Origin of the sequence: Spirillospora sp. NPDC049024, assembly GCF_040649235.1 — a bacterium.
Lineage (GTDB): Bacteria > Actinomycetota > Actinomycetes > Streptosporangiales > Streptosporangiaceae > Spirillospora.
This window is the reverse complement of the sequence record NZ_JBEZFD010000005.1, coordinates 145202-164074: the sequence shown is the minus strand read 5'-3', so window position 1 is coordinate 164074 and position 18873 is coordinate 145202. Positions and strand designations below refer to the sequence as shown.

Here is an 18873-nt window from a genome sequence, read left to right as displayed (position 1 = left end):
GCTGGCCCGGACAGACGATCTTCCAAGGAGCGCCGCCCCCCATGACGACGTACGCCGGACCGCTGGAGAAGGACGAGCCCCGCGTTCTCGGCCCGTACCGCCTGCTCGGGCGGCTCGGCCGGGGCGGCATGGGCACCGTCTACCTGGGCGCCGAGCCGGACGGGCGGCGGGTCGCGGTGAAGGTCGTCAACCGGGAGCTGGCCGGGGAGCCGGCGTTCCTCGCCCGGTTCCGCCGGGAGGTGACCGCCGCGCGGCGGGTCCACCGGTTCTGCACCGCGCCGGTGATCGACGCCGAGCTCGACCAGGACCCGCCGTACATCGTCACCGAGTACATCGACGGCCCGAGCCTGGAGAAGGCCGTCCGGGACAAGGGCCCCCTGCCGGGGTCCGACCTGGAGGGCCTCGCGGTCGGCGTCGCCACAGCGCTCGCCGCGATCCACGGCGCCGGGATCGTGCACCGCGACCTCAAGCCCGCCAACGTCCTGCTGTCCTCCACCGGCCCCCGCGTCATCGACTTCGGCATCGCCCGCGCCCTCGACGCCGCCGACGGCCCCACCCGCACCGGCCAGTTCGTCGGGACGCCGTCCTACATCGCGCCCGAGGTGCTGCGGGGCGAGCCGGTCGAGCAGGCGTCGGACGTGTTCTCGTGGGGCTGCGTGGTCGCCTACGCCGGGACGGGCCGCCCGCCGTTCCAGGGCGGCACCGTCGCCGAGACGTTCCGCCGCATCGAGCACGAGGAGCCCGACCTCGCCGGCCTCGACCCGCGGCTGCGCGACGTCGTCGCCGCCGCGCTCGGCAAGGACCCGCGCGACCGCCCGTCGGCGCGGCGGCTGCTCACCCTGCTCGTCGGGCAGGAGAAGGCCGACCTCACCCAGGCCGTGGAGACGATCTCGGAGTCGTGGCGGGGGCCGGATCCGGCCGCGGATCCGGCCGCCGCCCCCGCCGCGGACGGGGAGCGTCCGGCGGCGGTCGGCGTACCGGCTCAGAGTGCCGCGCCCGAGCCCCCCGCGACGGCGGCCCCGGCGGCGCGCGAGCCCGGCCCCGACGAGGAGACGGTCCTGGTCGAGCTGCCGTTCCCGGCCGCCTGGCGCGGCCCGCGGCGCTGGCTCACCCTGCTCCGGGGCCTGCTGGTGATCCCGCACCTGGCGGTGATGCTGGTGATGTACGCGGCCCTGGTGGTCGTCATGCTGCTCAGCTGGCTGGTCATCCCGTTCACCGGCCGGTACCCCCGCGGCCTGTACGCGCTGGTCGTCGGGTGCCAGCGCTGGTCCAGCCGGGTCGTGGCGTACGCGTTCGGGCTCACGGGCGAGAAGCTGCCGCCGTTCCGGACCCTCCCGCGGGCCCGCCGCGCCCCGTCGCCCAGATCGACTCCGCCAACCCACTGAACGCGCTGACGGCTTGGCGCGTCCGAATTACCGTGGACCGCTAGGGTTCTACCGCAAAGACTCCCGATTCCCCTCAGGATCATGATGACCACGCACGCAGGAGAGAACGGGGAGACCCTGCGCCCCGGCGACCCCGGAGAGCTCGGCCCCTACAGGCTGGTCGGGCGGCTCGGCCGGGGCGGCATGGGGACGGTCTACCTCGGCGAGGACCGCGCCGGCCGCCGCGTCGCCGTGAAAATGATCAACCGGGAACTCGCCGGGGAGGGCGCGTTCCGGGAACGGTTCCGGCGCGAGGTCACCGCCGCACGGCAGGTCCGCCGGTTCTGCACCGCGCCCGTGATGGACGCCGAACTGGACACCGACCCCCTGTACGTCGTCACCGAGTACATCGAGGGGCCGACGCTGGAAAGCGCCGTCGCCGAGCGCGGCCCGCTGCCCGGCTCCGACCTGGAGGGCCTCGCCGTCGGCGTCGCCACCGCGCTCGCCGCGATCCACGGCGCCGGGATCGTGCACCGCGACCTCAAGCCCGCCAACGTCCTGCTGTCCTCCACCGGACCCCGCGTCATCGACTTCGGCATCGCCCGCGCCCTCGACGCCGCCGACGGCCCCACCCGCACCGGCCAGTTCGTCGGCACCCCGAACTACCTGCCGCCCGAGCTGCTGCGCGGCGAGCAGGTCTCGCCCGCCTCCGACGTGTTCTCGTGGGGCTGCGTCGTCGCCTACGCCGGGACGGGGCGCCCCCCGTTCGCGGGCAACACGGTCCCGGAGATCTTCTACCGCGTCGTGCACGAGGAGCCGAAGCTCGACGGGCTCGACCCCGCCCTCCGCGACGTCGTCGCCGCCGCGCTCGACAAGGACCCGCAGCGGCGGCCGACCGTCCAGGAGCTGCTCGGACGGCTCGTCGGCAACGGCAAGGCCGACCCGGCCAAGCTCGCCGAGACCGTCCAGGCGAGCTGGCACGCCACCCCGGGCGAGCCGACCGCGGCGGCGCCGACCGCCCCGGCCGCCTTCCAGCAGCCGACCGCTCCGCCCGCGGCGCCCGGCGCCACCCGCCAGGACGCGCGCCCCGCCCCCGGCCCGAGCGGCGGCGGGCTCCCCCGGCGCCCGCTGCTCATCGGCGGCGCCGTCGTGGCGGCCCTCGCCCTGCTCGCCGCCGTGGGGTTCTTCGCGCTGGGCCCGGACGGCCCGCCCGACGACAACCTGGCCATGGCGTTCGCCGACGACTTCTCCAACGAGAACTCCGGCTGGGGCTCCTTCACCGGTGAGTACACCTACACGAACGGCGCCTACCGGATGCAGACCGACGGCAGCGCCGGCTCGCAGTCGCGGGACGTGCCCAAGAACGAGTTCGCCCCCGACCCGATGCTGGCCACGGTCAGCGCCAAGGCCGCCCAAGGGGCCCCCGACGGCATGTACGGGCTCTACTGCCGCTCGGCCGACAGCAACTGGTACCTGTTCCTGGTCCGCAACGACGGCAAGGGCGCGGTGCTCCGCAAGGGCACCAAGGACCGCGGCACCAAGGAGCTCGCCAACCCCGACTCGGTCCCGGGCTTCAGCGAGGGCAAGTCCAACAAGCTCCAGATCGCGTGCGAGAGCGGCAACGACGGCAAGCAGGTCCGGCTGCGGCTCTGGGCGAACGGCGACCAGGTCATCGACGTGACGGACGCCGACCAGCCGCTCGGCAACGGCAAGGTCGGCCTCACCGTCGAGCGGGGCGGCAACGCCGCGCAGCAGATCATCGTCGACTTCGACGACTTCGACCTGTCGAAGATCCTGGAGTAGCCGGGCGGGGGCCGGTCAGGCCGGCAGGTAGCCGTTCGTCCAGCGGGTCAGCTCCGTGAAGACCTGCGTGCGGGCCGGTTCGGCGGACAGCACCAGGTCGTGCAGGCCGCCGTCGATCCGCACGAGCGTGACGTGCCGGCCGATCCGCGGCGCCCACCTCGCCATGTGCTCGACGTCCAGGACGGCGTCGGCGCCCGTCACGTCCAGCACCTTGCGGGTCGGGCGGACGCTGCGCGTCGACGCCATGACCAGCACCGGAACGTCCACGTCCAGGCCGCGGTGCAGGCGCAGCTGCCCCCGGCGGACGGCCGCCAGCCACGCCGCCCGCACCGGGAACCCGGCGATCGGCTTCCAGGCGAGGTCGAAGTCCCACTCGCCCTCGTGGTCGCGGTGGATGCTGCGCGGGTACCGGTCGGACACGCCCGCGGGCAGCTTCGCCTTCGGGAACCGGGGCCGCAGCGCCCGCGCCAGGCCCGCGCCGACCTTGCGCATCACCAGCGGCTCGGCGATGTCCAGGAACGGGCTGTTGAGGAACACGCCGTCGACCAGGCCCTTGCCGCTCGCCCGGTCGGCCCACAGGGCGGCGACAAGGCCGCCGGTCGAGTGGCCGTTCAGCAGGAGCGTGTCGTGCCCGTCCACGTCCCGGACGATCCGCACCGCCTCGTCGATCTCGGGGAAGTAGTCCGACAGGCTCTCGACGTAGTTCGGGGTCTGGTGCGGACGCAGCGAGCGCCCGTACTTGCGCAGGTCGAGCGCGTAGAAGTCGAAGCCGAGGTCGACGTAGAAGTCGGCGAGGTGCCGCTGGAAGAAGTAGTCGACGAAGCCGTGCAGGTACAGCACCGCCCGCCGGGACGGGTCGCCGCCGCCGCGCCGCCGCACGAGCGTCGCCACGACCTCGCCCTCGGCGTCGCGGCCCATCGGCAGCTCGATCGCCTCGTAGCCGGGGCCGAGCACGTCCGCCGTCACGTCCACAATTCCTCCCGCACTCCAATGAACTGATGCCCCATGATCGGACGTCAAAGAGTCTGACCGCAGAACAGACTGAATCACAGCACACCTCCACCCCCGGGAGTCGAGAGATGCAGGCGCCCCTCCGTGATCGAGACCCGCGTCTGCTCGGCCCCTACGTGCTCACCGCCCGGCTCGGCCGGGGCGGCATGGGCACCGTCTACCTCGGCGAGGACGAGGCGGGGCGGCAGGTCGCGGTCAAGGTCATCAACGCGGAACTGGCCGACGACGAGGCGTTCCACGACCGGTTCCGCAGCGAGGTGACGGCCGCGCGGCAGGTCAGCCGGTTCTGCACGGCCGCCGTCCTCGACGCCCGCCTCGACGGCGACCCCCTGTACGTGGTGACCGAGTACGTGAACGGGCCGTCCGTGGAGGAGGCCGTCAAGGCGAACGGGCCGCTGCGCGGCGGCGACCTGGAGGCCCTCGCGGTCAACATCGCCACGGCGCTGGGCGCGATCCACGGCGCGGGGATCGTGCACCGCGACCTCAAGCCGTCCAACGTGCTGCTGTCCCCGACCGGGCCGCGCGTGATCGACTTCGGGATCGCGCGGGCGCTGGACGCCACCGAGGGCCCGACCAGGACCGGCCAGTTCGTCGGCACGCCCGCCTACATCGCGCCCGAGCTCATGCACGGGCGGGAGATCACGCCGGCCGCCGACGTGTTCTCCTGGGGGTGCGTCGTCGCCTACGCGGGCACCGGACGCGCCCCGTTCGGCGGCGGGAACCTCCCGGAGGTCATCAACCGGGTGACGTCCGGCGAACCCGACCTGGACGGCCTCGACCCGGCCGTCCGCGACGTGGTGGCCCGGTCGCTGTCCAAGGACCCCGCCGAACGTCCTGCGGTGAAGCAGCTGATCCAGGCGCTGACCGGCGAGGACGAGCCCCCCGCGACCCCGCCCACGGTCGAACTGCCGACATCGGATCCGAGCCCCGCGCACCCGCAGCCCGGCCTCTCATCCCAGTCCGGCCCCACCCCGCAGCCCGGCCCCACCTCGCAGCCCGGCCCCACTCCGCAGTCCGAGCCCTCGCCGCAGTCTGCTGCCGCCCCGCAGACCGCGCATACGCCGCAGCCCGAACCCTCACCGCAATCCGGCCCCACCGCGCAGAGCAAGCCCCTCCCGCAGTCCGCTGCCGCCCCGCAGACCGAGCCCTCGGCGCAGACCGCGCCTCCGCCCGGGCCCGCGGCCGAGCAGGGGTCCGCGCCTTCGCCGGGGGCCGCGGGCGGGTCCGCGACGAGCGCGCATTCCGTGCCGCTCACGCGTCCGGTCGGCGCGCGGACCCCGGCGGCCCGGGCGAGGAAGCCGTTGCGCCGGTACCGCAACCACGGCCTGCTCGCCGTCGCGGCCGGCGCGGTCGTCGCCGTCTCCGGCGTGATCGGGGCCCTCGGCATCCCGGACGGCGACAAGGCCCCGGCCGCCCCCGGCGCCGCCGCCGTCCTCGGCGACGAACCGCCGGAGGTCAAGGACAAGGTCTTCGACGACAAGTTCAGCCACGAGGACTCCGGCTGGAAGACGGCCACCACACCGGACTGGGACGCGGCCTACCAGGACAAGAAGTACGAGATCCGCGTCCTCCCGGATACCACGCGGACGACCGTCGACGCACCGACGAGCACGACCCCCGACTCGCAGCTCATCGAGGCCGAGGTCTCTCTGCAGGACCCCAACGGCGAGGCGGGGGTGTTCTGCCACGGAGGCACCGGCTACGCGTTCCTCGTCCGCGCGGACGGGCGTGCCCGCATCGCCAAGCTGAGCGTAGGGCAGCCTCAGAGCAGCTGGCAGACGCAGACCGTGACGAGCGGCACCATCCCCAAGCCGCGCGACGACAACCGCGTGCAGGCCGCCTGCGTCAAGCGGAAGGACGGCAACATCGACCTCGCGATGTGGGTGAACGGCGAGCCGGTCGCGTCGTCCGCCGCCACCCCGCCGGCCGGCGTCCCCGGCTGGAGCGGCCTGGTCGTCCTCCGTGCCGAGGGCGCCACCGGGCAGCTGCGGGCGGTCTTCGACGACTTCTCGCTCTGCGCGGTCTGAACCGGCCGGGCCCTCAGTCCTTGCGGCCGGTCGCCGCGACGGTGACGCCGAGGCCGATCATCATCAGGCCGCCGGTGCCGCCGATGGCCGCGAGGCGCCGCGGCGACCGGGCGAACCAGTCGCGGGCCGTCCCGGCCGCGAGGCCCCACACGCTGTCGCAGAACAGCGCGATCACCGCGAAGACCGCGCCGAAGACGATCATCTGGAGCGCGACGTGCCCGTTCTCGCGCACCACGAACTGCGGCAGGACGGCCGCGAAGAAGACGGTGGTCTTCGGGTTGGTCATGCCCACGATGAATCCCTGCAGCAGCGCCCTGCCGCCGCCGCGCTCCGCCTCGCTCCCGGCGATCGCCTCCTGGAGCGAGCGCCGGTGCCGGATCGCCTGCACCCCGAGGTAGACGATGTAGACCGCGCCCACGATCTTCAGCACGGTGAACACGATGACGGAGCGTTCCACGATCGAACCGATGCCCACCGCGACGGCCGAGGTCAGTACCAGGGCGGCGAGCACCCCGCCGACCACGCCCGCCAGCGCGGTGCGCCGGCCGTGCGCCAGCGCGCGGCCTACGACGAAGAGGACCGACGGTCCGGGGATCAAGATGATGGCCAGCGCCATCGCGGAGAAGGCCAGAAGCTGATGAGTCGACACCATGGACGGCACGGTACGCATCCCGGCCAGGGCGTCCCACTCAATTTTCCGGGGGCCGCGGCCGGGCTCAGACCGCGAGGACGTCCCAGGCGCCGCCGCGGCGGACCAGGAGGTTGTGCGTGAGAAGGGTCCCGGCGGGGACGTCCCACACCGGGTCGGAGGCGGTTTCGTCCCCGCGGTCCTCGGCCCACACCTGCGCGACCGCCCAGCGGAGCTTGTCGACACCGTCCGGATGCCCGGTGCCGGACGCGACGAACACGTCCCGCGCGGGCGCCGCGACGACGAGGTCGCCGTCCACGTCCTGCGCCAGCTTCTCCAGGAAGCCCTCGTCCAGCAGCAGGCCCGACTCCAGGCTCCCGCTGCGCGCGGAACCGCCCAGCGACACCGTCACGGCGCGCGCGTCCGGGTACCAGCTGAGGCTCAGCTCGGGACGCAGGTCGCGCAGGTTGATCACCGCGTGGCGGCGCAGCTCGCCCGGCGCGACGCCGAGGTCGGCGCAGTGCCGCCGCGCCACGTGCTCGTAGCGGCGGCCGGTCGGGGCGCCCTCGTCGGCGATCTCCAGCGCGTAGGTGACGTACAGGTCGGCGGCGAACGGGTCGCGGATCGGCTCCTCGTCCGCCGGGAGCGGGAACTCCAGCTGGACCTCGGCCGGGACCCGCGCCTTCATCAGCGGGACGATCAGCTTGGACCGCGGGTCGGTCACGGGGCGTTCCTCCTGGTGCTCTGCGCGTACGAGTGGATCACCTTACCGCCGCGGAGGGCGGTTCCGGGGCTCCGCCGGGCGGGACGACGGGCAGGCCGCCGGGCGCCCCGCCCTCGATGATCCGCCACACGGCCTCGGTGTCCATGTGCTCCTCGACGAGGTCGCCGAGCGCGTCCAGGGTCGTCTCCCGCAGCGCCTCGAACGACACGTCCGGGGCCGGGACGAAAGCCCTTCCGGCGGCTTGGGCCACGTCCGCGAGGAACGCCCTCCGGAAACCGTCGTTCTCCATGGCGCCGTGCCAGGTCGTCCCCCAGACGGAGCCTTTCCGGCAGCCGTCGAGGAAAGGCTCTCCTTGCGCGGTCACGATGCCGTGGTGGATCTCGTAGGCGTGCACGGGTTCCCCGTACGCGCTCCCTTCCGGCCGCCCGAGGGTCTTCTCCTTCTTGAACTCGACTCTCGCGGGAAGGAGGGCGAGGCCCCTCGTCCTCCCCTCCTTCGACTCGACGTCGTCCACGATCTCTTCGGCGAGCATCTGGTAGCCGCCGCAGATACCGAGCACCGGCCGTCCCGCTTCGGCCCTTCTCCGGACCTCCTCCGCCATTCCCCGCTCGCGGAGCCACGCCAGATCGGCGACCGTGGCCCGGGTGCCCGGCAGCACCACCAGATCGGCCTCCGCCAGATCCCCGGCGCTCGCCGCGTACCGGACGACGACGCCGGGCTCGCAGGCCAGGGCGTCCAGGTCCGTGAAATTGGAGATGCGCGGGAACCGGACGACGGCGATGCGCAGCGTCTCCTTCCCGTACGGCCCTTTCGCGTCGGGCCGCGGCGCGTCCAATGCCAGGGTGTCCTCGGAATCGAGATACAGCCCGAGCTTCCAGGGCAGGACGCCCAAAGTGGGCCGCCCTGTAAGCATCTTGAGCTGCTCCAGCCCGGGCGCCAGAAGCTCTTCCGCCCCCCGGAACTTGTTGATGACGAATCCCGCGATCAGCGCCTGGTCAGCGGGCTCCAGCAGGGCGACCGTGCCGTAGAGCGCCGCGAAGACACCGCCCCGGTCGATGTCGCCGACCACCACCACAGGCAGATCCGCGGCCCGCGCCAGCCCCATGTTCACGATGTCGCCGCCCCGCAGATTGATCTCGGCGGGACTCCCGGCCCCTTCGCAGACGACGACGTCGTACTTGGCCCGCAACTCGTCAAGGCTCTCCAGCACGACGCCCTTGAGCCATTCCTTGTGCGCCCCGTATTGCAGGGCGTCGACCTCCGCGACGGGCCGTCCCAGCACCACGACCTGGCTTCTGCGGTCGCTCCCCGGCTTGAGGAGCACCGGATTCATCAGTGCCGCGGGCTCCACACCCGCGGCCTGCGCCTGCATGTACTGCGCCCGCCCGATCTCGGCCCCGTCGCTCGTCACCATCGAGTTCAGCGACATGTTCTGGGCCTTGAACGGCGCGACCTTCACGCCCTGCCGGGCCAGCCACCGGCACAGCCCCGCCGTGACGACGCTCTTGCCCGCGTCGGACGTGGTCCCGGCCACCAGCAGCCCGCTCACCGCACGCTCCAGACCACGGCCGCCGCCGCGAACGTCACCACCGCGGAGAGCCGGACGGCCCTCCGGATGTCCCGGACCTCGGGGGCCCGGCCGTCCCCCATCTCGGGCCGGTGCTCGACCCGTCCGCCATAGGCGTTGACCCCGCCCAGCCTCACCCCGAGCGCCCCGGCGAAAGCGGCCTCGCACCGTCCGGCATTGGGGCTCGGATGCTTCGCCCCGTCCCTTCTCAGAACGCGCCAGGCCTCCCGTCCCGAACAGAGGGCGACCAATCCCCCGGTGACCCTCGCCGGAACCCAGTTGGCGACATCATCGAGCTTCGCCGCCGCCCACCCGAACCGCTCGTACCTCGGATTCCGATACCCCACCATGGCGTCAAGCGTGTTCACGGCCCGGTACATGAGCAACCCCGGAATGCCCGCCACCGCACCCCACACCAAAGGCGCGATGGACGCGTCCGACGTGTTCTCGGCGACCGACTCCACCACCGCACGGCTCAGAGCACGGGCGTCCAGCCCCCGGGGATCCCGCGCGCACAGATGGGAAAGCCGCTTCCTTGCGGCCTCCACATCTCCCCGCTCCAGCACCCGCGCCATATAGAGCCCTTCGCGGCCCAACGACGTCCCCCCGAGCACGGCCCAAGTGACCCCGGCAGTCACAAGGCAATGCACGAGGGGCCGCCGACTCGCCCGCTCAAGCGCGACTCCCGCAACCCCGGCGCCCCCCACCAGAGCCCCGACATAGACAGCACCCCGCCAGCGCGAATCCCCATAGATCCAGCGCTCCGCCCCGGACGCCACCCGACCGAACCCGGCCACCGGATGCCACCGCTTCGGATCCCCGAGAACCGCGTCCAGCGCGACCCCGAGAACCAGCCCCTCACCAGAGACGCGCATCAAGTTCATCCCAGTGCCGCTCCAGCCAATCCTGCGCCCGCCGTATCCGCGGCCCCGCGCCGCCCTGCCAGATCCGCGCCCATCCCCCACCGCGCTCCGCCTTCTCCCGCATCGCCCGGTAGGACCGCTCGAACCGCACCCGCGCCGCCGGCAGCACCTCCCGCCGCCGCTCCGGCTCCAGCCCGTAGGCATCACAGAAGATCCGCAGCCGCCGCCCCACATCCGCCCCGTAAAGCACAGCGTCCCGATCGGCGGGATCCTCGATGGGCCCCCAGTGCCGCAGCGCGGTGACCACGTCGAACACCCGCGTGGTAGGCCGCGCCAGGTCAAAATCGATCAACGCGACCGGCTGCCCGCCCCGAAAGACCACGTTCTCCGGAGTCACATCGCAATGCCCGATGACCTCGGGCTCCCCGTCCAGGTTGGACGTCTCCGCGTCCCACGGCGCCCCCACCGGCGCCTCATACGACGCGACGGCCTCGTGGTACCGCCTCAGCAGCCGCGCGACGCCCCGCAGCGCGTCCTCGGAGACGACCCCCGCCCCCAACGGCCGATGCGGCACCTCCCCGGGCACCCAGCTGAGCACCTCACGCCCCAGCTCGTCGATCCCCAGCACCCGCGGCGCCCCGTCGAACCCCACGGCCTCCAGATGCCGCAGCAACCCGTGGACCGCCGGACTGTGCGCGCGCAGCGGCCGCCGCACCGTCTCCCCGACCCGCACCACACCCTCCGACACGGCCCCACCGGAGAGCGGCACCTCGATGTTCACCGCCACAGCAACCCAAGATAGAACCCCCACCCCAGCGGTAACGCCGTTATGGATGTGGAGCCGGACGACGCGCACCCTTACACTGTGTCCCGGCGTCCCGCCGGGCGCCGAGCGCCCGTAGCTCAGCTGGACAGAGCATCGGACTTCTAATCCGACGGTCGCGGGTTCGAATCCTGCCGGGCGCGCCTTTGTCTGACCTGCAGTCCTACCGCTGCCAAGATCCCGACTTCTGTCCCGGTACGTCCCCGCGTCCGCTCGATGTTCGTTCGCCTGTCGCCGTCACCCCCCGCGAATCGCTGCGATCAGCCTGACTGCATCGGGATCCAGTAGCTCATCACCTGGTGCAGGCGCCGGCGGTGGTCCGCGATCCAGCCGTCCGGCGGGACGAGCGGGACCCGCACGGTGACCATGGATCCGCCCCCGTCCTCCACGACCACCTCCGGACAGTCGCGCTCGCCAGTGAGCTGGATGAAGACGGACGGGCCCCGACTCATCTCCATCCAGGCGGCGTCCTCGCCTGCGTCGAGCCGGTCCAGCGCGTCGGCCCAGCTCTCCAGCCTCGAAACGTACAGCGCCAGGTCGATACGGCCGGACACGAAGGGCGTCTTGACGACGATCTCGGCGTCGAGTCCGGCGGCCCACCCGGCCGCACGTCCCAGCACGTTGACCGTGACGCTGTTCCCCTCGTCGTCGGCGAGGGAGATCAACTCCCTCGGGGGGCCGTCGCCCATGGCTGCCCTTTCGTCGGCGATCGGTGACAGATCCTCGCCCGGCCGGAGGACGACTTCCACCTCATTTTGAGGGCGGTTCCACGGCCACCCGAAGGACGCACCTGGAGCCGCCGCGGACACCGTTGCCAGCGCTCTGAGCCACCGAGGTGCAGGTGTGGCGGTCGGCGGGACATGCTGGAATTACCCAGCATGTCCCGCGGCATTGGCAACTCCACACCGCTCGTTTATCTCAACGAGGCTTCTCTTCAGTGTGGTGCGTGGTGCGTTTCCGGGCTTTGATCGACGCTGCCGGGCGTAGGCCGACGATGAAGGATTGCGCTCCGGAGATGCGGACGCCTTGGACGTGGACCGGGGTGAGGCCGTGCCGGATGGCGTCGGTCAGGGTCTCGGAGGTGGGCAGGAGGAGCACGGCCGTGCCGTCCGGGACCAGTACGCGGCGAAGCTCCGTCCACCAGCGGGACGGGGAGCCGGCGAGCAGCCCGCGGGGGTGGACCTGGACGCCCCAGGGCGGGTTGCACAGGACGCGGTCGACGCTGGCGTCGGGGAGAGGGAGGCGGCCTGCGTCGCCACGGTCCACGCGGACGGGTAGGGCGGCGGCGTTCGCCCGTGCGGCCGCGACGGCGTCGGGAGAAAGGTCGAAGCCGTACAGGCGGGCGCCGGGCCGGGCGAGCGCGGCCTCGATCAGCAGGGTTCCGGCGCCGCAGCACGGGTCCAGGACGGTGTGGTCCGGGCGGATGTCGGCCAGCACCGCCATGGCCGCGGCCAGCGGCGGGTGCAGCGTGCCTTTGATCATCCGCTGCTTGTAGGCGCGGCGGTGCAGCGGCCGGTCGCCGACCCGCATCATGAGCGCGGCGTGCGTTCCGTCCAGGGTCAGCCGCCACCCCCAGTACCCCGGCGGGGGCGCGGCGCCCGTGCGCCGCGAGTGGTAGGGGACGCCGAGCCGCTCGGCCAAAGCCTTGCCCACGACATCCTCAGCGTCGTACCGGTTGAAGGTGCGCGGCCCGAGGAAGGAGGCGGAGACATCGATGCCCGGCACCTGGGCCGGGGCCTGCGTCAGTGCGCGGCGCAGGCGCACCAGGAGATCGGTGTCGGCCAGGGCGGCTAGCTCGGCGAGTGCAGGCAGGCCATGCTTCGTCGTCCCGATGTCGGACCGCCGCGCGGCCGACAGGAACAAGTCGTCGGCTGTGCGCAGCGCCGGGACCGGCCGGGCCGAGCGGAGACGGAAGTGGACCTCGCGATGGCCGAGGCGGGTGACGGAGCCGAGCTCCGACTCCAGGACCTCGGCGGCGACCGCGGACTCCAGCCCGCGTACGCAGCGGGCGACCAGATGGGTGCGCGGAATGCGCATGATGATCGTTCTTCTCCCACGTCAGCACCCGGGGCAGCGCTCCGCCGCCCCGCCTCGCCGACGACGGGTGAACCTCGCTTCGCCGGCGGCGTGCTAACGCAGGTGGAAGAAGAACGTCATGGGCAGCAGTTTAGACCTTTCTCCGCATCCGCCTCCCGGCTAAAAATCGAAGGCATCCCGGACCTCCTGGAGAAGGTCGCAGTAGTCGGTTCCGAAGGCGCGCGCTGCACCTCCGGGTCGGCCGCGGCTATCGCCTCGCTCACGTCGCGGTCGAGCCGCGCCGCGGCCAGCGCGTTACCCGACAAGCGCCGAAGCCGCTCGCTGGGCAGGCGTCCGCTCCATGACCGCGCCTCAGCCCGCAGCCTGGCCTGCTCCCCCTCGCGGGCTTTCTCCACTTCGGCCGTCGAACAGGACTCGCATGATCGATTCCCGATACCCCTGATGGAAGGTCGTGCCGAGTCTGTCGCCTCTCACCGACAAACCAGGTCTTCCTCCGCTTGCGCTCCAGACCGGCTAGAGCCTGTGCCGGTCAAGAGGCGGTCTTGGTGTTCGGTGAGGGAGGCGAAGGCTCGGGTTTTGCGGAGGTCGGGTCTAGGTCTTTGTGCGGGGGGTTCTGGGGCTCGGGTTCGGGGGGTACGCGTACCAGCCAGATGGCGCACACGGCGGTGACCGCGCCCATGAGGATCAGCAGGACCCGGTAGTCGACGACCAGGGACAGTGCCACGCCGAGGGCGATGGAGACGGTCTGCGGAGTGCTGACGACGCCCATCGCCGCGGTCAGGGCTCGGCCGCGCAGAGCGTCGGGCGTTCGTCGCTGCACCGCCATGACCAGGCCGACGGTCGTCCAGCACATGCCGAACCCGAAGAGGAACGCCCCCACCGCCACCGGGGGGATGGAGGGTGCCAGATAGACCAAGGACGCCACCGTGACCAGGGCGATGCCCAGCATCACCGTGCGCAGGTCGCCCACGCGGCGGATGGCGGCGCCCGCCGACAGGCCGGCACAGATCGCGCCCGCGCCCTGCACGCTGCTCAGCACGCCGACGAACGCGGGAGCGCGGTGAAGCCCGTCGTCGACGATGGAGAAGATGAGGGTCTGGGAGAAGCCCGTCACCAGCATGGCAAGGCCCAGGGCGCCCACCAGCGTGCGCAGCGGCGAGGACCGGTAGAGGTGGCGCAGGCCCGAAAGCATCTCTTCGCGCAACTCCAGTGCACCGGTGACGTGGCGCTGGTCGCCGGGCGCCCGGATGAGCCACACGCATACCGCGGCCACCAGGAACGTCGCAGCGTCCAGCAGAGCCACTACGTGGCCGCCCACCACTGTGAACAACGCCGCGCCGAAGAGGGGAGCCAGCAGCTTCACTCCGTCGGCGGAGGTCTGCAGCAGGCCGTTGGCGTCGGGGAGCGCGTCCTCGTCCACGATCGCCGGGACGAGGGCGGCCTGGGTGGCGGTGATGATCACAGCGGCGATGCCGTAGCAGAGGATGATCGCGTACAGCAGCCAGACCTGGCCCTCGCCGCGCACCAGCAGGCCGAGCAGCATGACGCCCGCCATCGCCAGGTTGGTCGCGATGAAGATCTGGCGCCGCGGGAACCTGTCGATGAGCACCCCGGCGAACGGGGCGAACAGGAACGGCAGGGCGACGAAGAAGAACGCACCGCCCGCCGCGGCATTGCTGCCGGTCAGCTCCTTGACCCAGATGCCGAAGGCGATGATTAGTGCCCGGTCACCAAGGGTCGATAAGGACTGTCCGATGATCAGGAGCCGGAACCCGCGATTGGTCAGCAGAACTCTCACAGGCGACCTCCTCCTCGGCGGTGAGGCGGAACTACAAGATCATGCCACGGAGGATCCTGCGGGCATATCGGAGATCATGGCCGGATCCGGAACCTTGCAATTCCGCGTTGCTCATTTACCATCGGAAAAGATCATGTGTCGGACGATCTCCGGACACCTGAGCGACAGCGCCGTCGTCCTCCCGGCAACCCGGACGGGACGCGACGAACGGGCTCGAGGCCGCTCGCCGGTAGCAGTCCGTGCGAGGAGGTCGATATGTCGGAGGCGCCGGTCGCGGATCCGGCCGCGGGACTCGCGGAGCCCGCGGCGCTGCTCGATCCCTACTCCCTCTTCGGCCGCCTTCGCGAGAGCGCCCCCGTCTACCGCAGCACCTTCCTCGACTCCTGGGTGATGACCGGGTACGACGACTGCGCCGCGGTGCTGCGCGACACGGAGTCGTTCGCCTCGGACTGGCGCCGGATCGGGGAGGTCGTGCCGGAGCCGTTGCTGAGCATCCAGTCGCTCGACCCGCCCGAGCACACGGCCATCCGGCACTTCATGGTCGACGCGGTCCGCGGTCTCGACCCGGGCATGCTGCGCGAGCGCATCGCCGCGCAGGTCCGCGCCCGCGCCGAGCGGCTGCGCGCGAGCGGGGAGTTCGACTGCATGTCCGAGTTCACCGCGCCACTCGCGCTGGACACCATCACCGCGGTCCTCGGGGTGCCGCCCATCGACGCCGCGTGGTTCCTGCCCGTGTCGCAGACGATCGTGGACGGCATGGACGCCGGGATCTGGCCGGAGACCGCCGAGCCCGCCGTACAAGCCCGCGCTGAGCTGGCCGAATACACCGGCCGTTGGCTGGACGACCCGCCGGCGGACGGGCTGGTGGCGCATGTGGCGGCCAAGGCGCCCGGCTCCGGCATCGCCCGCCCGGTGCTGCTGAACACGCTCCGGGCCGTCCTGCACGCGGGGTTCGAATCGGCGGGGCGGCTGCTCGGCAACGCTCTGGTGGTTTTGCTGAGCGCACCGGACACTTTGGCACGTTTCGCCCAGGCTGACCTGTCACGCGCGGTGGAGGAACTGGTCCGGTACGTGACGCCGGTGCAGGCCGACGGACGGGCGTGTGTACGGGAGACGCGCATCGGCGGCCATGTCATCGCGCCCGGCGAAGCGGTGACGCTGATGCTGGCCGCCGCGAACCGGGATCCAGCCAAGTTCGCCGAGCCCGACGAGTTGGACTTCGCCCGCCATCCCAACCCGCATCTGGGGTTCGGCCGGGGCGCCCACTCCTGCCTTGGGCAGTCTCTGGCAGTCCTCCAGGCACAGGTCGTCCTCGGCCTGCTCGCGACCGAGTTCCCAGGCATCCGCCTTGTCGGCGAGCCCGTCTACCACCGGAACCTCACGCTGCGAGGCGTGGCCCGACTCAGAGCCCGCCTCGGTTGACCGGCCTCAGATCCGCCTTTACAGAAAGGAGGTGGAACGGATGCGTTACATCCACTGAGTGATGTAGAGGGTGCCCGGCATATCGGGGCACGCGCTTCCACCTGCCCCGATATGCCGGGCACGCACTATTCACCACACCGCCGGCCTCAGAGACTCTCTGCACATATCAACGTGGCTTCTTTTTCTTGGCCTCACCTGTTTTTCTGGAGCGCTGATGAGGGTGTTCGTACGCACGAAAACCGCCTTGGTAACCGGCCTCGTCACCATGACGGCCACCATCCTTTCGGCCGCTCCACCGTCGGCGACCTCCCATGCCGCCGCCACCACAGCCCACGCGGCGTCCGCCCATGGGGCGGCAGGGCATTCGGGCGAGCCGTGGCTGGCGCGGCTGTTGGCGGGGTCCACCAGCGGCGGCGACGCGTGGCGGCACCTGCGTGTCCTTGACCGGATCGCCGCGGAGAACGGCGGGGTGCGCGCCACCGGCACGCCGGGGTTCGAGGCCTCCGCGCGCTATGCCGCCAAGGTGCTCACCGACGCCGGCTACCGCGTTCACCAGCAGCAAGTGCCGTACACCGACTATCGGGTCGACGCGGAGAGCGCGACGGTGATCGCGCCCGCCGCCCGGCAGGTGCGCGCGCTGGTCATGCGCTTTTCACCCGTGACCCCGCCCGGCGGTCTCGACGCGCAGCTCGTCGTGCCCCGGGCCACGACGGACGCCACCGCCGGATGCTCCGCCTCCGACTACGACGGGCTGCCCGTGTCCGGATCCATCGTGCTCGTCCAGCGCGGATCCTGCGGCTACACGGCGCAGCAGCGCGTCGCCGCCGGGCTCGGCGCGCGGGCGATGCTGATCTACCTGTCCACGCCGAGCCCGAACAACATCTACCGGCTGCACGCGTTCAACCCGCAGGCGTTCACCATCCCGGTGGCCAGCGTCACGCAGGCGCAGGCCGAACAGCTCGCCCAGGAGGCCGCGCAGCACGAGGTGCGGCTGCGCCTCGACCTGCGCGGGCACGAGGTCACGGGCGTCACCACCAACCTGATCGCCGAGACGCGCGGCGGCGACGACCGCACCGTCATGGCCGGCGCCCATCTGGACAGCGTGACCGAAGGACCCGGCATCAACGACAACGCCGCCGCGGCCGCCGCGCTGATGGCGACCGCGTTGCGGCTGGCTCCCCACCAGGACAAGGTGCGGCACAAGGTCCGGTTCGCGCTGTGGGGGGCCGAGGAGCTCATCGACGTCGGCTCCAACTACTACGTGGGCAACCTGTCACCGGCCGAACGCGCCAAGATCGCGCTCTACCTCAACTTCGAGCTGATCGCCGCGCCGAACGGGGTGCGGTTCGTCCTCGACGGGGACGCGAGCGAGCAGCCGCCGGGCACCCCGCCGGGCCCGGCGGGCTCTCAGGTCGTGGAGAAGGTCTTCAAGGACTACTTCGACCGCGCCGGACTCCCCTACGAAAGCCACGACCTGCGGGCCGTCGGCTCCGACCACGAGCCGTTCGCGGCCGCGGGCATCCCGGTCGGCGGCCTGAACGGCGGCGTCCTCGGGGTCAAGACCGCCGCGCAGGCGGCGCGGTTCGGCGGGGTGGCCGGGCAGCTGTACGACCCCTGCTACCACCAGCCATGCGACACGATCGGCAACCTCGACCGCCGGGCGCTCGATGAGAACGTGCCCGCCATCGCGTGGGCCGTGGGCCGCTTCGCCCTCGACGTCTCCGACCTGCCCGCCGCCGGCGCCCAGGAGTAGCGACCATGACGACGTACCCCCAGGCCATCGAACCGCTGACGGATCCGCCCGCCGCCTACCCGCCGTCGTCGCCGATGCGGCTCAGCTTCGACGCCGATGCGCTGCGCGCCGACCTCGACCGGCTGCGGCACCAGCGGTGGCGCGCCCAGCGCGCCTACAGCCAGGACGGCGCCGCCACGGAGTCCGGCGTGGACTGGCGCATCCTGCCGCTGCGCAGCGTCGGCGGCGATCCGGTACGGACCGACCCGGGCGGCGCGGGCCTGACCGACTTCGCCGACACCCCGTGGCTGGCCGAAGCCCCGGCCCTCGCACAGGTCATCGACGCTATACCGGCACCGGTCCGGGGCGTACGGCTGATCGCCCTGGGCGCGGGTGCGACCGTCCACGAGCATCGCGACTACAAGTACGGGTTCGAACGCGGACTCCTGCGGCTGCACGTGCCGATCGACACCGACCCGGACGCCGTCGTGGTCATCGACGGCGTGTCCGAGCACTGGACGGCAGGACGGTTGTGGTTCGGCGACTTCGGCCGAAGGCACTACGTGGCGAACGGCGGGGACCGCCCTCGGGTGCACATGGTGCTCGACTGCCTGGTCAGCCGGGAGGTCGTCGGCTTGTTGCCGGACGAGTTCCTGGAACAACTGCCGCTGAGCGAGGTGATGTTCGCCCGCGACCCGGTGCCGCTCAGCGCGTCCGAACGCGACCGGTTCTGCTGCCGGTTCCGGCTGCCGGGCGACTTCGCGCAGTGGTCGGAGGAGGAGGTCGAGGCCAGGCCCGACAGCGACGCCTCGGTCCTGGTGGACGGGGACCGGCTCGTCCTCGCCGTCGACGGCGAGCCCGCCTTCGGCCTGGTGCATCTCGGGCTGGGCGAGTTCCGCCTGACCGGCTGGAGCGAGGAACGCACCATCGCCATCGAGTCAACCGGCCAGGTGCGGATCAGGGAACGCGCCGGCCGCGCTCTCCGCGAGTGGACACGACAGGCGCAGTTCACCCACGACGGTCGGACGGCGCCGGCCACGCACGATCGTCGTTCCGGCCAGACAGGCAGGTGAC

15 protein-coding genes and 1 tRNA gene are annotated in these 18873 nt (G+C 72.0%); 7 read left to right on the top strand and 9 right to left on the bottom strand.

Annotation, left to right across the window (positions count from 1 at the left end; all coding sequences use genetic code 11):
• Positions 1 to 41: 41 nt before the first annotated feature.
• Both AB0C21_RS11170 and AB0C21_RS11165 read left to right on the top strand, forming a co-directional pair.
• A complete protein-coding gene (locus AB0C21_RS11170) occupies positions 42 to 1385 on the top strand; it encodes a DUF4389 domain-containing protein (RefSeq protein ID WP_500203880.1) in 1344 nt (447 codons plus the stop codon).
• A gap of 84 nt (positions 1386 to 1469) precedes the next feature.
• Positions 1470 to 3167 carry a serine/threonine-protein kinase gene (locus tag AB0C21_RS11165; protein WP_500203879.1) on the top strand — a complete coding sequence of 566 codons (1698 nt, stop codon included), beginning with the start codon at positions 1470 to 1472 and terminating at the stop codon, positions 3165 to 3167.
• 15 nt (positions 3168 to 3182) lie between these two features.
• Here AB0C21_RS11165 and AB0C21_RS11160 read toward each other — a convergent pair whose 3' ends face one another.
• The gene (locus tag AB0C21_RS11160) at positions 3183 to 4133 is read right to left on the bottom strand and encodes an alpha/beta hydrolase (RefSeq protein WP_500203878.1); all 951 of its coding nucleotides are present in this window, start codon (positions 4131 to 4133) and stop codon (positions 3183 to 3185) included.
• A gap of 113 nt (positions 4134 to 4246) precedes the next feature.
• Here AB0C21_RS11160 and AB0C21_RS11155 point away from each other — a divergent pair, with 113 nt between their 5' ends.
• Positions 4247 to 6205 carry a protein kinase domain-containing protein gene (locus AB0C21_RS11155; protein WP_500203876.1) on the top strand — a complete coding sequence of 653 codons (1959 nt, stop codon included), beginning with the start codon at positions 4247 to 4249 and terminating at the stop codon, positions 6203 to 6205.
• A 13-nt stretch (positions 6206 to 6218) separates the two neighbouring features.
• Here AB0C21_RS11155 and AB0C21_RS11150 read toward each other — a convergent pair whose 3' ends face one another.
• From AB0C21_RS11150 to AB0C21_RS11130, 5 genes are all read right to left on the bottom strand, one after another.
• Complete coding sequence (locus AB0C21_RS11150) at positions 6219 to 6857, bottom strand: LysE family translocator (RefSeq protein WP_500203875.1); 639 nt, start codon at positions 6855 to 6857, stop codon at positions 6219 to 6221.
• 64 nt (positions 6858 to 6921) lie between these two features.
• Complete coding sequence (locus AB0C21_RS11145; protein WP_500203874.1) at positions 6922 to 7557, bottom strand: DUF1444 domain-containing protein; 636 nt, start codon at positions 7555 to 7557, stop codon at positions 6922 to 6924.
• A 37-nt stretch (positions 7558 to 7594) separates the two neighbouring features.
• Entirely contained in the window at positions 7595 to 9106 is a 1512-nt protein-coding gene (locus AB0C21_RS11140) for a cobyric acid synthase (RefSeq protein ID WP_500203873.1), read from the bottom strand.
• Entirely contained in the window at positions 9103 to 9999 is an 897-nt protein-coding gene (locus tag AB0C21_RS11135; protein ID WP_500204099.1) for a cobalamin biosynthesis protein, read from the bottom strand. The genes AB0C21_RS11140 and AB0C21_RS11135 overlap by 4 nt, the downstream gene beginning before the upstream one ends.
• Positions 9983 to 10774, bottom strand: a complete 792-nt coding sequence (locus AB0C21_RS11130) for a phosphotransferase enzyme family protein (RefSeq protein WP_500203872.1) — start codon at positions 10772 to 10774, stop codon at positions 9983 to 9985. The genes AB0C21_RS11135 and AB0C21_RS11130 overlap by 17 nt, the downstream gene beginning before the upstream one ends.
• 105 nt (positions 10775 to 10879) lie before the next feature.
• On the opposite strand from AB0C21_RS11130, the gene AB0C21_RS11125 reads away from it, so the two are divergent.
• Positions 10880 to 10953 (top strand) — tRNA-Arg (locus tag AB0C21_RS11125).
• 117 nt (positions 10954 to 11070) lie between these two features.
• Here the strand turns inward: AB0C21_RS11125 and AB0C21_RS11120 are convergent.
• From AB0C21_RS11120 to AB0C21_RS11110, 3 genes are all read right to left on the bottom strand, one after another.
• On the bottom strand, positions 11071 to 11499 hold the full coding sequence (locus tag AB0C21_RS11120; protein ID WP_500203871.1) for a DUF5959 family protein: 429 nt from the start codon (positions 11497 to 11499) through the stop codon (positions 11071 to 11073).
• 229 nt (positions 11500 to 11728) lie between these two features.
• Positions 11729 to 12847 (bottom strand): methyltransferase domain-containing protein, encoded by a 1119-nt coding sequence (locus AB0C21_RS11115; protein ID WP_500203870.1) that lies wholly within the window; start codon positions 12845 to 12847, stop codon positions 11729 to 11731.
• 529 nt (positions 12848 to 13376) lie between these two features.
• The gene (locus AB0C21_RS11110) at positions 13377 to 14645 is read right to left on the bottom strand and encodes an MFS transporter (protein WP_500203869.1); all 1269 of its coding nucleotides are present in this window, start codon (positions 14643 to 14645) and stop codon (positions 13377 to 13379) included.
• A 255-nt stretch (positions 14646 to 14900) separates the two neighbouring features.
• Between AB0C21_RS11110 and AB0C21_RS11105 the strand changes: the two genes are divergently transcribed.
• From AB0C21_RS11105 to AB0C21_RS11095, 3 genes are all read left to right on the top strand, one after another.
• Positions 14901 to 16067, top strand: a complete 1167-nt coding sequence (locus tag AB0C21_RS11105) for a cytochrome P450 (RefSeq protein WP_500203868.1) — start codon at positions 14901 to 14903, stop codon at positions 16065 to 16067.
• 265 nt (positions 16068 to 16332) lie between these two features.
• Complete coding sequence (locus tag AB0C21_RS11100; protein WP_500203867.1) at positions 16333 to 17820, top strand: M28 family peptidase; 1488 nt, start codon at positions 16333 to 16335, stop codon at positions 17818 to 17820.
• Positions 17821 to 17825: 5 nt separating this feature from the next.
• Positions 17826 to 18872, top strand: coding sequence for an aspartyl/asparaginyl beta-hydroxylase domain-containing protein (locus tag AB0C21_RS11095; protein ID WP_500203865.1), 1047 nt, complete (start codon positions 17826 to 17828; stop codon positions 18870 to 18872).
• The last annotated feature ends 1 nt before the right edge of the window (position 18873 follow it).

Bases quoted from the DNA above. Each gene is read 5' to 3' on its own strand.
- AB0C21_RS11120 (WP_500203871.1), bottom strand. From the start codon at position 11,499: ATGGGCGACGGCCCCCCGAGGGAGTTGATCTCCCTCGCCGACGACGAG.
- AB0C21_RS11115 (WP_500203870.1), bottom strand. From the start codon at position 12,847: ATGCGCATTCCGCGCACCCATCTGGTCGCCCGCTGCGTACGCGGGCTG.
- AB0C21_RS11170 (WP_500203880.1), top strand. From the start codon at position 42: ATGACGACGTACGCCGGACCGCTGGAGAAGGACGAGCCCCGCGTTCTC.
- AB0C21_RS11100 (WP_500203867.1), top strand. From the start codon at position 16,333: ATGACGGCCACCATCCTTTCGGCCGCTCCACCGTCGGCGACCTCCCAT.
- AB0C21_RS11150 (WP_500203875.1), bottom strand. From the start codon at position 6,857: ATGGTGTCGACTCATCAGCTTCTGGCCTTCTCCGCGATGGCGCTGGCC.
- AB0C21_RS11105 (WP_500203868.1), top strand. From the start codon at position 14,901: ATGTCGGAGGCGCCGGTCGCGGATCCGGCCGCGGGACTCGCGGAGCCC.
- AB0C21_RS11165 (WP_500203879.1), top strand. From the start codon at position 1,470: ATGACCACGCACGCAGGAGAGAACGGGGAGACCCTGCGCCCCGGCGAC.
- AB0C21_RS11095 (WP_500203865.1), top strand. From the start codon at position 17,826: ATGACGACGTACCCCCAGGCCATCGAACCGCTGACGGATCCGCCCGCC.
- AB0C21_RS11155 (WP_500203876.1), top strand. From the start codon at position 4,247: ATGCAGGCGCCCCTCCGTGATCGAGACCCGCGTCTGCTCGGCCCCTAC.
- AB0C21_RS11135 (WP_500204099.1), bottom strand. From the start codon at position 9,999: ATGCGCGTCTCTGGTGAGGGGCTGGTTCTCGGGGTCGCGCTGGACGCG.